This is a genomic window from Streptomyces sp. KMM 9044, assembly GCF_024701375.2.
In the GTDB taxonomy this organism is placed as follows: Bacteria; Actinomycetota; Actinomycetes; order Streptomycetales; family Streptomycetaceae; genus Streptomyces.
This window is the reverse complement of the sequence record NZ_CP113910.1, coordinates 4,389,529-4,402,148: the sequence shown is the minus strand read 5'-3', so window position 1 is coordinate 4,402,148 and position 12,620 is coordinate 4,389,529. Positions and strand designations below refer to the sequence as shown.

The window sequence follows — 12,620 nt, the reverse complement described above, 5'->3', positions numbered from 1 at the left end:
GCGCCACCGCTCCACCGTCACCCCGCCGTGCGCCACCGCCGCCCCGCGACGAGGAAGCAGGCCTCCGGCGGTGCCGACCGCCCCGGCTCACCCCGCGGAGCGCTTCGCCGCCACCACCGCGTCGAAGACCTCCCGCTTGGGCACCCCCGCCTCCACGGCGACCGCCGCGATGGCCTCCTTGCGCCGCTCCCCCGCCTCCTCGCGCACCCGTACCCGGCGCACCAGTTCGGCGGCGTCCACTTCCTCGGGCCCGCGGTCCGGGGCGCCCTCGACGACGACGGTGATCTCGCCGCGTACGCCCTCGGCCGCCCATGCGGCCAGCTCGGCCAGGGGACCGCGCCTGACCTCCTCGTACGTCTTGGTCAGCTCACGGCAGACGGCGGCGCGGCGTTCCGTGCCGAACACCTCGGCCATCGCGGCGAGGGTGGCGTCGAGCCGGTGCGGGGACTCGAAGTAGACGAGGGTGCGCCGCTCCCCGGCGACCTCCCGCAGCCGCCCCAGCCGTTCCCCTGCCTTGCGGGGCAGGAACCCCTCGAAGCAGAACCGGTCCACGGGCAGCCCCGACAGGGCGAGCGCGGTGAGTACGGCGGACGGTCCGGGCACGGCGGTGACCTTGATGTCCCGCTCGACGGCGGCGGCGACCAGCCGGTAGCCGGGGTCGGACACGGACGGCATCCCGGCGTCCGTCACGAGCAGCACGCGGGCGCCGCCCGCCAGCTCCTCGACCAGTTCGGGCGTACGGGCGGACTCGTTGCCCTCGAAGTAGGAGAGGACCCGCCCCTTGGGGGTGACGCCGAGTGCCTGGGTCAGCCGCCGCAGCCGCCGGGTGTCCTCGGCGGCGACGACGTCGGCGCCGGCCAGCTCCTCGGCGAGCCGGGGCGGGGCGTCGGAGACGTCGCCGATGGGGGTGCCTGCGAGTACGAGGATTCCGGTCACGCCTGTCATCCTCCCAGCACCGGCGTCCCCACAGGAACGGCCCGTACCCGCACCCGGCGTGCCCCTCCCCTGGCCTCCGCGGCCGGGCACACCTGGGGCATACCGGGCCCATCCCTCCCATGCACGGGACGTGCACAGCGCCGTTCCCTACGATGGCGCGGTGACGAGTACCGCGTCCTCCACGGACACCCGGCAGGAACAGCCGCCGCAGGACCAGCAACCGCTGTGGCAGCAGCGGCTGAGCCGTTTCGGTTACACGGCGAGGTCCGGGGGCGACGTCCGCGACCGCTTGGTCCCGCCGTACACGAAGCCGTCCGGCAGGATGTGGACGGCGCTCGGGGTACCGCCGGCGCTCGGCGAGAGGATCACCCGCTGGTCGGGCTGGGGCGGTCCGCTGCTGGTCACGCTGGTGGCGGGGGTGCTGCGCTTCTGGAACCTGGGCAGCCCCAGGAAGGTGATATTCGACGAGACGTACTACGCGAAGGACGCGTGGGCACTGGTCCACCGCGGCTTCGAGGTCAACTGGGACAAGAACGCCGACAGCCTGGTCCTCTCTTCCGGCGGGGACGTCTCCCTCCCGATCGAAGCGGCGTACGTGGTGCATCCGCCGGTCGGGAAGTACGTCATCGGGCTGGGCGAGCTGATGTTCGGGTTCGACCCGTTCGGCTGGCGGTTCATGACGGCGCTGCTCGGCACGCTGTCGGTGCTGATGCTGTGCCGGATCGGCCGGCGTCTGTTCCGTTCGACGTTCCTCGGGTGCCTGGCGGGCGCGCTGATGGCGGTGGACGGGCTGCACTTCGTGATGAGCCGCACCGCGCTGCTCGACGGGGTGCTGATGTTCTTCGTACTGGCGGCCTTCGGCTGCCTGGTCGTCGACCGGGACCGGGCGCGGGAGAGACTCGCGGCCGCGCTGCCCGTGGGCACCGACGGCAGGACCCTGCCGGACGCGCACGTCGCCGGGACCGCGCGACCGGGCCTGCGGCCGTGGCGGCTGGCGGCGGGGCTGATGATGGGCCTGGCGTTCGCCACGAAGTGGAACGGCCTGTACATCATGGCCGCGTTCTGTGTGATGTCGGTGCTGTGGGACGTCGGTTCCCGCCGGACCGCGGGCGCCCACCACCCGGTCCGGGCCGTCGTGCGGCGCGACCTGGGCTGGGCGTTCCTGTCCACGGTCCCCGTCGCCCTGGCCGCCTACGTCACGTCCTGGACCGGCTGGTTCCTCTCCGCCGACGACGGCAGCGGCGGCTACTACCGCGACTGGGCGGTGACCGACGGCAAGGACAGCTCCTGGTCGTGGCTGTTCCCCGACTGGTGGCGCAGCTTCTGGCACTACGAGACCCAGGTGTACGAGTTCCACGTCGGCCTGTCCTCGCCGCACCCCTACGAGTCCAACCCGTGGAGCTGGATCGTCGAGGGCCGCCCCGTCTCGTTCTTCTACGAGTCCCCGGCGCCCGGCGCGGAGGGCTGCCCGGCCGACGCGGCCGAGAAGTGCGCCAGCGAGGTGCTGGCCCTGGGCACGCCCCTGCTGTGGTGGGTGGGCTGCTTCGCGCTCCTCTACGTCCTGTGGCGCTGGTTCTTCCGCCGCGACTGGCGGGCGGGCGCCATCGCCTGCGGTATCGCGGCCGGCTATCTGCCCTGGTTCTTCTACCAGGAGCGCACGATCTTCTTCTTCTACTCCGTCGTCTTCCTCCCCTTCCTGTGCCTGGCGGTGGCGATGCTCCTGGGCGCGCTCGTCGGCCCGCCCCGGGCAGGCGACACCCGCCGCGTGGCAGGTGCCACGGCAGCGGGTGTCCTGACCCTCCTGATCGTCTGGAACTTCATCTACTTCTGGCCGATCCACACGGGCACACCGATCCCGATCGAGGACTGGCGGGCGCGGATGTGGCTGGACACGTGGGTCTGACCCGCTTGCCCCCGGAGGTAAGGCTGTGGCGGTGGCACCGTTGAACCCCGGGGGCCTGTTCCCCGGCGAGGGGCTGATGCCGCGCAAGAACGCCAACGCCGTCATCGGCGTCCGGGAGGCGGGGCTGTCCCGGTTCGCCCTCGCCGGTCTGACGGGGGCGGTGGGGATGCGCGGGAGGAGGCCATCGGTGGCCGCGTCCGTCTGACGAACCGCCGGCTCGTGTTCAGGTCCCACGGCGTCAACCGCGTGCGGGGCGCGTTCAGTGTCTTCCTGCCCTCCGCCGAGAAGGTCACGAACACGTCGTCCGGGATCACCCGCCGGGTCACGGTCTCCACGGCGATGCAGGATTTCACGTTCGTCGTCTGGGGCGTTCCCAGGCTCGCGACACCGTCGACCGGTCCCGCGCCGGGTTCGACGACGCGCACCTGCGCGAGCTGGCCGGCCTCGTTCTGGCCGAGCCCCGGAAGGTCGGCGAAGGCCTTCGGGGCTCCGCCCGTCGTGAACCCCTCGGCGCCGGCCTGGACTCCGCACACGGCCGGGGCGACGACTTCTCGACGATCGCGGCAGCCCTCAGCCGAAGGATCGACCCCCGATCCGCCTCCACGGAGGTGACCGGAGCCCTGCAGGTCGTCGACCTCCTCACCCGCGCCGCCGGCCGGCACCCGCTCCGGCCCTGGCCCCGGGCGCCGGCGGCGGGTCCGTGCGCGCCGGCCTTCGCAGCGCCTGAAGAGGGCTACGGGGCGGGGCGTACGGGGCACTCGGAGGATGAACGCCCCTTCATCCGTTCGAGGACGGGTCGACCGAGGACAGATGTCGGTCCGGCCCGATCTCCTTTCGGACAACAAAGGGCAACTGCCGTCCACGCCGTCACTCCTTGTGCGTAGAGTACTCACTCGCCGAACTTTCTGAACACGTTCAGAAGACGTGGGGGGTGCGGCGGGGGAGGGGAAGCGCCCGATGGGCAAGGGGGTCAAGGCGGCCGTCGTCGGCGGTGTGTTCGCGGTGATGGTGGGTGGGGCCGGGTACGGGGTCCACAACATCGTGTCGGCGGTGAACGGCGACGGGGGCGACGGGGGCGACGGCGGTTCGGACGCGGCCGTGACGAAGAAGTCCGGGCCGCCGGACAAGGGGGAGGTCGAGAAGGTGAGCGCGGCGTTCTTCGCGGCCTGGGAGAAGGGTCAGGCGACGCAGGCGGCGACGCACACGGACAACGCCGGGGGCGCCGCCCCGCTGCTGGCGGCCTACGGCGAGGACGCCCACATAGCCGATGTCGAGATCACGCCCGGCACGGTCTCCGGCACCACCGTGCCGTTCCGCGTGAAGGCGACCGTCTCGTACGACGGGAAGTCCGAACCGCTCGCCTACAGCAGCGAGTTGACTGTGGTGCGCGGGCAGACCACCGGGCGGGCGCTGGTCGACTGGGAGCCGTCCGTCGTGCACCCTGAACTCGGGGACGGCGACACCCTGGTCACCGGGGAGGCCGCGCAGCCGCCGATCGAGGCCGTGGACCGGGACGGCACGGTACTGACGGAGGACGACCACCCCTCCCTCGGACCGGTCCTCGACACGCTGCGCGAGAAGTACGGCGACAAGGCGGGCGGCACCCCCGGCATCGAGCTGACGATCCGGCACGCCGAAGGCGCCGCCGGTGAGGCGGGTGCCGCCGACTCCACGCTGGTGACCCTCGCGAAGGGCGAGCCCGGCAAGCTGCGCACGACGCTCAGCGCGGGCGTGCAGGCCGCCGCCGAGAAGGCGGTGAAAGAGTTCGCCGAGTCGTCGGTGGTCGCCGTGCAGCCGAGCACCGGCGAGGTGCTGGCCGTGGCCAACCACCGCGAGGACGGGTTCGACGCGGCGTTCCAGGGCCGGGTCGCCCCCGGCTCCACCATGAAGATCATCACCGCGGCCATGCTCATCGACAACGGCGTGGCCTCGATGAACGGCCCGGCGCCCTGCCCGCCCACCGCGACCTGGCAGAGCCAGACCTTCAACAACCTCACCGGCATGGAGCCGAACGAGGGCGCCACCCTCGCCAACAGCTTCCTGCGTTCCTGCAACACGGCCTTCATCAAGCTCATCGACGAGCACCCGCTGACCGACGCCTCGCTCACCCAGGAGGCGCAGGAGCGGTTCGGGCTCGGCCGGGACGACTGGGCGACCGGCGTCGTCTCCTTCGACGGCAGCGTCCCCTCGGTCAGCGGCCCGGACCGCGCGGCGAACGCCATCGGCCAGGGCCAGGTGCAGATGAACCCGCTGAACATGGCGTCGGTGACGGCCACCGCCATCACCGGCACCTTCCGCCAGCCCCACCTCGTCTCCCCGGAGCTCGACGGCCGGCAACTGGCGCAGGCCAAGGGCCTGTCGGCCGACACCGCGAGTCAGTTGAAGCAGATGATGCGCCTGACGGCCACGCAGGGCACCGCCGCGCGGGCGATGGCCGGGCTCGGCGGCGACATCGGCGCGAAGACCGGCTCCGCCGAGGTCGACGGCAACGCCATCTCCGACAGCTGGTTCACCGGCTTCCGGGGCGACATCGCGGCGGCGGCCATGACCCAGCAGGGCGGCCACGGCGGCGACGCGGCCGGCCCGATTGTCGCAGCTGTGCTACGAGCGGGCGGCTGACCGCGACGCGCGGAAGGCGGGACTCTAGGCTGGTGGCCGTCATGGACATGTGAGCGCCGTACGAACACCGGGCCGGTAGACGGTATGGCTATCCGTCTGCCGGCCTGTCAGCTCGACGGATACGGACTTTGCGGAGGATCGGACAGCAGTGGGCAGCAGAAAGCGCGTCGCCGAGCGACGGAAGACCAACCCCGCCGTACTCGGCGGAGTGATCGCCGTCGTCGTCGGAGGTGCCGGATTCGGCGCCTACGCGCTGTTCGCGGGCGGGCCCGGCTCCGGGGGCGACACCCGGGCGGCCGCCACCCAGCAGGCCAGGGCCAAGAGCGGCCCGCTGTCCGCCGCCGAGGTCACCACCGCGGCCGACCGTTTCCTCACCGCCTGGCAGCAGGGAGAGGTCGGCGCGGCCTCCGACGCCACCGACGATCCGGAGGCGGCAGCCGCCCTGCTCACCGGCTACGCCAAGGACGCCCGCGTCGAGGACGTCACCCTCACCGCCGGCGCCCGCACCGGCACCGAGGTCCCGTTCTCCGTCAAGGGCACGGTGGCCTACGAGGAGATCACCGAGCCGCTGGCGTACGACAGCAGGCTGACCGTCGTACGCCGGGACGGGGACGGCGAACCGCGGGTCGCGTGGCAGCCCGCGGTCGTGCACCCCGACCTCAAGGACGGCGACAAGCTGGTCACCGGGAAGACCGACACGCCGCCGATCAGGGCGCTGGACCGGGACGGCGACGAGCTGACCACCAAGGACTACCCGTCCCTGGGCCCGGTCCTCGACGGGCTGCGCGAGAAGTACGGGAAAACGGCGGGCGGCGAGGCCGGCATCGAGCTGCGGGTCGTCCGCGGCGAGGAGTCCAGGAGGGCGAAGGCCGCCGACAAGACCGTGCTGGAGGTGAGCGAGGGCACCCCCGGGACGGTGCAGACCACGCTGGACCCGGCCTTCCAGGCGGCGGCCGAGGAGCAGGTGGCCAAGAAGGCCAAGTCGTCGGTGGTGCTGATGCGGCCGTCGACCGGCGAGATCCTCGCCGCCGCAAACGCCTCGCGCGGGTTCAACACCGCGTTCCAGGGTTCGCTGGCCCCGGGTTCGACGATGAAGGTGCTCACCGCCTCGCTGCTCATCGAGAAGGGCCTCGCGTCCATCGACGAGAAGCACCCGTGCCCGAAGTACTCCAGCTACGGCGGCTGGAAGTTCCAGAACCTCGACAAGTTCGAGATCAAGGGCGGCACGTTCCGCGACAGTTTCGGCGCCTCCTGCAACACCGCCTTCATCAGCCAGGCGTCCGAGCTGAAGGACGACGACCTGACCAGGCAGGCGCGGGAGGTCTTCGGGCTCTCGCGCAACGACTGGCAGATCGGTGTCCCGTCCTTCGACGGCTCGGTGCCGGTGCAGAAGGACGCCCCCATGGCGGCCTCCCTGATCGGGCAGGGCGGGGTCCGGATGAACCCGCTGAACATGGCGTCGGTGTCGGCGACCGTCAAGGCGGGCGAGTTCCATCAGCCGTACCTGGTGTCGCCGGCGGTGGACGGCCGGAAGCCGGCCACCGCCTCGCGCACCATGTCGGCCGGGACGGTGACGCAGCTGCGGCAGCTGATGTCCTACACGGCGACCAGCGGCACCGCGGCGGAGGCGATGGCCGGGGTCGGCGGCGACAAGGGCGCGAAGACCGGCTCGGCCGAGGTCGACGGGCAGAAGAAACCCAACGGCTGGTTCACCGCGTACCGCGGGGACCTCGCCGCGGCGGCTGTCGTACAGGCGGCCGGCCACGGCGGCTCGACGGCGGGCCCGCTCGTGGCGAGCCTGCTGAAGCTCGGCGACTGACCGGTCCGGGTGCGGCCCCGCGGCCCTCGAAGCGGCCGTCCGTCAGTGCGGGACCGGTTCGGCGGCTGCCGCGGCCACGTGCGCACGGCGCAGGAACCGCGTCAGGGCCTTCGTCTCGAACTGCACCATGAACACCCCCTGCGCCGAGTGGAACTCCACGACCACCTGCACCCGGCCGCACGGCCACACCTGCACGTCACCGCTGCCCGCGGGGGCGCGCAGCCCTCGTTCGAGCAACTCCCGGCGCAGGCTCCACTCGTGGCCGGCGGGGCCGGAAAGAGTCACCCGCACGGCCCGGGGGTCGCGCCCGGGGTCGTAGCTCAGCCTCACCGGCACCGTCCGGCCCACGGACTGCGGGGCGTCCGCGTCCGCGACGAGCTGGGCGCGTGCGTACTGTTCGACTACGTTCATCGGTGGCCCCTCAGGGTGCACTACCTGCACGAAAGCCGCATACCCGCCCCTGCCTCCAATATCGCACAGATTACGGAATACGACTCTCCGTAGGTGAACGGCGGCCGGATCGCGGTCACGGGTACCCGGTCGCGCCCGGCCGCCCGACCGTCCTCCCCGGGTGAGGAATCCCAGACGGGGAGCCGCCGTTGCGTCTCATGTCACGGGCGAGTGCACCGGGCGGCGGGCAGAAGCACAGGGGACGGCACGGAAAGGACCGACGGACGTGGGCATCGAGGTGCACGGCACGGTGAGCGGGGGCTTCGAGCCGGTCAGGGAGGCGTTCGCAGGGAACTTCGGGCACCTCGGCGAGCAGGGCGCGGCCGTCGCCGTGTACCGGGACGGACGGCGGGTCGTCGATCTGTGGGCCGGCGCGAAGAACGCCGGCGGTAGTGCCGGCGGTCAGGGTGCCGGTCCCGAGCCGTGGGAGCGGGGCACGGCCCAGCTCGTCCGCTCGGCGACCAAGGGCGTCGCCGCCGCCGTGCCCCTGCTGCTGCACCAGTACGGCGAACTGGACCTGGACGCTCCGGTCGGCCACTACTGGCCCGAGTTCAAGGCCCGGGGCAAGGAAGGGGTCCTCGTCCGGCACGTCCTGAACCACCGGGCCGGGCTCCCGCTCCTGGACCGCCCGCTCACTCCGCGGGAGGCGCTCGACCCGCTGCGGGGCGCCGAGGCCGTCGCCGCCCAGGCACCCGTGTGGGAGCCGGGCACAGACCACGGCTACCACCCCCTCACCTACGGCTGGTTGCTCGACGAGCTGGTACGACGCGTGACGGGCGGCCGGGGCGCCGGTGAGTGGATCGCGGGGCGGATCGCCGCTCCCCTGGGGCTGGACTTCTGGCTGGGCCTGCCGGACGCGGAGACCGGCCGGGTGGGGAGGGCCGGCCCGGTCCAGGGCCCCGAGCCGTCCGGCGCGCTGCGCGCCCGCCCCAAGCGCTCGGTCACCGAGGCCTCCAAGGACCCCGGCTCCGTCACCCGCCGGGCCTTCGCCGCGATCGACCCGTTCCCGGACCACAACGACCCGGAGTTCCGCGCGGTGCCCCACCCCGCCACCAACGGCATCGCGACGGCGGACGGCCTGGCCCGCTTCTACGCCGCGCTCATCGGGCAGGTCGACGGCGTACGCCTCTTCGATGCGGCCACCGTCGAACGCGCCCGCGCCGAGGAGTCGGCGGGCCCGGACCGCGTCCTGATCGTCGGCACCCGCTTCGGCCTGGGCTACATGCTGCACGGGAGCGCGTCGCCCTTGCTGACCCCGGGCTCCTTCGGCCACCCCGGCCGCGGCGGCTCCCTCGGTTTCGCCGACCCGGACACGGGCATCGCCTTCGGCTACGTCACCAACGGCTTCCGCACCACGGTGACCTCGGATCCCCGCGCCCAGTCCCTGGTGCGGGCGGTACGCTCCGTCGTCCTCGGCCGGCCCGTGCACCACCGCTGAGACGTGGTGACTCGGGCGCCGTGGCTCAGACGTGGATCGGGTGCGAGGTCCGCCCCGACATCGCGTCGATCTCGTCGTGCGCCTTGGTCAGCAGCTGCATCGTGAGCTCGTTGAGCGCCCTGGCACCGGCGACCTCCTCCCCGACCCTGGGCTGGTTCTCGTCGACCCGGTGCCGGCTCGCGTGCCCGTGGCCCCGTATCTCGGTCCCGTCGGGCAAGCGCACCATGGCCACCGCCCGCGTGTGCTGGTCGTCCTCCATGAACTCCATCTCGACATGCCACCCCACCGTGGTGCGCATGGTGTCCGTCATGACGATCACCTCCGGAATACCTAGTTCCAGGGTGCGCCCCGCACCGGCCCGCCGCACCTGCCCGCCGAACGGCACGTCCGGGGAGACCCGTCGGCCCCTCCCCACGAGCGGGCCCCGGGCAGCCCGCATGCCCTCCTCGACGCGCAGCATCAGCCCGGTCCCGACGACCAGCAGCCCGGCCGCGGCGGTGCGCGGGACGCCGAAGCGCTCCTCGAGGAACAGGGCCCCGATCGCGGCACCGGCGAGGACCGAGGACTCCCCCCGGGGTGACGGCCGGCAGGGTTCTGCAGGTCTGACCCCACAGGACGGCACAGGCACCCCGGGTCACTTCACGACATGTGCAGGGAACAGCGCCCACGGCATGCGGGCACCGGCGAGGTGCGAGGCGTACTCGCACAGGGCCGTGACTCTGTCGCTCCATTGCGGAGAGTGACGCCGGCCCGTCGACGGGGCGCAGGGAACGGGCCTCGCGAGGAAGCGGTCCGGCCCCGGCCGGCCCCTCCCGGACGCGGTGCGTGACCCTCCCCCGAATTGAGCAACAGAGTCGGCCGTGACTCTGCTGCGCAATTACCCGGCGTGATGACGCCGTGCCGATACGGCCTTCAGAGCGCGTCGCAGATGCAGGCAGGCCGGGCGCGGCCGAGCCCTGAAAGCACGGCACGTGATCGCTCGCCGAATGGAGCAGCAGAGTCGGCCGTCCGGGCAAAGACGGAGGCCGGTGAGGGCTCCCCGTCCCCACGGGGCCCTCACCGGCTGGTGCTGCGGTGCGGTACGGCTGTCAGACGCGGGCCAGGTCCCGGTCGTCGTCCGGGCTGCCGCCCTTCTCCTCCGCGTCGGCGCGCAGGCCCTCGCCCTCGACGTCCACGTTGGGCAGGACGCGGTCCAGCCACTTCGGGAGCCACCAGGCCTTCTTGCCCAGCAGGGCCAGTACCGCCGGCACGAGCGCCATGCGGACGACGAACGCGTCGAAGAAGACGGCGATGGCGAGACCGAAGCCGATCATCTTGACCATCGCCTCGCTGGAGCCGATGAAGCCGGCGAAGACCGCCATCATGATCACCGCGGCCGCGCTCACCACACGGGCGCCGTGCCGGAAGCCGGTCACCACGGCCTGGCCGGGCTTCTCACCGTGGACGTAGGCCTCGCGCATCCGGGTCACGAGGAACACCTCGTAGTCCATGGCCAGTCCGAAGACCACGCCGACCATGAAGATCGGCATCATCGACATGACCGGGCCGGTCTCCTCCACGCCCATCAGGCCGGACAGCCAGCCCCACTGGAAGACCGCGACCACGGCGCCCAGCGCGGCCATCACCGAGAGGAGGAAGCCGAGGGCCGCCTTCAGCGGGACCAGGATCGACCGGAAGACCACGATCAGCAGCAGGAACGCCAGGCCCACCACCAGGGTCAGGTACGGGAGCAGCGCGTCGTTGAGCTTCTGCGACACGTCGATGTTCATCGCCGTGGCACCGGTGACCAGGACGTCCGCGTCGGTGTCGGCCCTGACGTCCGCCCCTGCGTCCCGGATGTCGTGCACCAGGTCCTCGGTGGCGACGGACGAGGGCTTCGAGTCCGGGACGACGGTGATCGTCGCCGTGTCGCCGGCCTTGTTGGGTGCCGCGGGGCTCACCGAGACGGCGCCGTCGAGCGCCTTGATGTCGTCGCCGGCCTGCTGGAAGACGGCGTCCGGGTCGTCGCTGCTCTTGGCGTCGACCACGACGACGAGCGGGCCGTTGAATCCGGGGCCGAAGCCTTCGGAGAGCAGGTCGTAGGCGCGACGCTGGGTGGTGGACGTCGGCTGCGAGCCGTCGTCGGGCAGGCCCAGCTCGAGGGAGGACGCCGGTATGGCCGCCGCACCGAGGCCGACGACGCCGAGCAGGAGGACGCCCACGGGGCGCCGGACGACGAAGCTCGCCCAGCGGGTGCCCAGGTTCGGACGCTGCGCCTGCCCCTGCGGATTCCTCTCCTCGTTCTTGTTTTCGTTCTTGTTTTCGTTCTCGTTCCTGCGCGGCTTGCCCTTCTCGCCGGCCGCGCGGACCCTGCGGCCCGCGTAGCCGAGCAGTGCCGGAACCATGGTGAGGGCGATCAGGACGGCGATGGCGACCGTGCCGGCGGCGGCGATGCCCATCTTGGTCAGCATCGGGATGTTGACGACCGACAGGCCGACGAGGGCGATGACGACCGTGAGGCCGGCGAAGACGACCGCGGACCCCGCGGTGCCGACGGCGCGGCCCGCCGCGTCCTCGCGTTCCCGGCCCTCGGCCAGTTCGGCGCGGTAGCGGGAGACGATGAACAGCGCGTAGTCGATGCCGACGGCGAGGCCGATCATCATGGCCAGGATGGACGTGGTCGAGCCGAGTTCGAGCGTCGAGGCCAGCGCGGTGATGCTCGCGACGCCGATGCCGACCCCGATCAGCGCGGTGAGCAGCGGCAGGCCCGCCGCGACCAGCGAGCCGAAGGTGATGACCAGGACGACCGCGGCGACACCGATGCCGATGATCTCGGCGGCACCGGTCGCCGGGACGGCCTGGAGCGCGTCACCGCCGACCTCCACGGTCAGGCCGGTGTCCCGGGCGCTCTCGGCGGAGTCCTCGAGGGAGTCGCGCGAGGACTCCTCCAGCTCCATGCCGGAGACCTGGTAGGTCACCGAGGCGTAGGCGACGGTGCCGTCCTTGCTGACGCCTCCGCCCGCGTACGGGTCGGTGACACGGGCGACCTCGGAGCCGTCGGCGAGTTCCTCGACGGTGTCCTGGACGGTCGCCTTGTGGTCGGCGTCGGTCATCTTCTCGCCGGCGGGTGCCTTGAAGACGACACGTGCGGTCGCTCCGTCGGCACTGCTCCCGGGGAAACGCTCCTCCAGCACGTCGAAGGCCTTCTGGGCCTCGGTGCCGGGGATGGAGAACGAACTGTTGCCGGCGACGGGGGCACCGGCAGCGCCGGCGCCGGCGAGCGCCAGCAGCGCCACCCAGAACAGGGCTGCGAAGTGCCGTCGCCTGAAGGCGAAGCGGCCGAGTCGATAGAGCAAAGTGGCCACGAGGGAGTACTCCCGGTCAGGTCGTGGGTGGTCCAGGGCAGGGGAGACAGGCCCGACGACGTGAGCGGTTGCGTCCGTCAGGAGACAGGGGTGGTACTGGTGGTGCTCGCC

Annotated in this window: 9 protein-coding genes; 5 read left to right on the top strand and 4 right to left on the bottom strand. The window is 72.2% G+C overall.

The features are described 5' to 3' along the window. Nucleotides 1-87 precede the first annotated feature (87 nt). Nucleotides 88-936 carry a 16S rRNA (cytidine(1402)-2'-O)-methyltransferase gene (gene rsmI, locus HUV60_RS19895; protein WP_257848608.1) on the bottom strand — a complete coding sequence of 283 codons (849 nt, stop codon included), beginning with the start codon at nucleotides 934-936 and terminating at the stop codon, nucleotides 88-90. 160 nt (nucleotides 937-1,096) lie between these two features. Between rsmI and HUV60_RS19890 the strand changes: the two genes are divergently transcribed. The 4 genes from HUV60_RS19890 to HUV60_RS19875 all read left to right on the top strand — a co-directional run bounded on the left by HUV60_RS19890 (nucleotide 1,097) and on the right by HUV60_RS19875 (nucleotide 7,277). Then, a complete protein-coding gene (locus HUV60_RS19890) occupies nucleotides 1,097-2,839 on the top strand; it encodes a dolichyl-phosphate-mannose--protein mannosyltransferase (protein ID WP_257848607.1) in 1,743 nt (580 codons plus the stop codon). A gap of 31 nt (nucleotides 2,840-2,870) precedes the next feature. Beyond that, entirely contained in the window at nucleotides 2,871-3,044 is a 174-nt protein-coding gene (locus HUV60_RS19885) for a hypothetical protein (RefSeq protein ID WP_257848606.1), read from the top strand. Between the two features lie 752 nt (nucleotides 3,045-3,796). Next, entirely contained in the window at nucleotides 3,797-5,458 is a 1,662-nt protein-coding gene (locus HUV60_RS19880) for a penicillin-binding transpeptidase domain-containing protein (RefSeq protein ID WP_257848605.1), read from the top strand. A gap of 148 nt (nucleotides 5,459-5,606) precedes the next feature. Continuing rightward, nucleotides 5,607-7,277 carry a penicillin-binding transpeptidase domain-containing protein gene (locus tag HUV60_RS19875; protein WP_257848604.1) on the top strand — a complete coding sequence of 557 codons (1,671 nt, stop codon included), beginning with the start codon at nucleotides 5,607-5,609 and terminating at the stop codon, nucleotides 7,275-7,277. A gap of 42 nt (nucleotides 7,278-7,319) precedes the next feature. Here HUV60_RS19875 and HUV60_RS19870 read toward each other — a convergent pair whose 3' ends face one another. Next, a complete protein-coding gene (locus tag HUV60_RS19870; RefSeq protein WP_257848603.1) occupies nucleotides 7,320-7,688 on the bottom strand; it encodes an SsgA family sporulation/cell division regulator in 369 nt (122 codons plus the stop codon). Between the two features lie 271 nt (nucleotides 7,689-7,959). Between HUV60_RS19870 and HUV60_RS19865 the strand changes: the two genes are divergently transcribed. Further along, the gene (locus tag HUV60_RS19865; RefSeq protein WP_257850170.1) at nucleotides 7,960-9,165 is read left to right on the top strand and encodes a serine hydrolase domain-containing protein; all 1,206 of its coding nucleotides are present in this window, start codon (nucleotides 7,960-7,962) and stop codon (nucleotides 9,163-9,165) included. Nucleotides 9,166-9,190: 25 nt separating this feature from the next. Here the strand turns inward: HUV60_RS19865 and HUV60_RS19860 are convergent, their stop codons facing one another. Then, nucleotides 9,191-9,475, bottom strand: a complete 285-nt coding sequence (locus HUV60_RS19860) for a DUF1876 domain-containing protein (protein ID WP_257850169.1) — start codon at nucleotides 9,473-9,475, stop codon at nucleotides 9,191-9,193. Nucleotides 9,476-10,253: 778 nt separating this feature from the next. Continuing rightward, nucleotides 10,254-12,509: an MMPL family transporter gene (locus tag HUV60_RS19855; protein ID WP_257848602.1), complete on the bottom strand. Its 2,256-nt coding sequence runs from the start codon at nucleotides 12,507-12,509 to the stop codon at nucleotides 10,254-10,256. Between the last annotated feature and the right edge of the window lie 111 nt (nucleotides 12,510-12,620).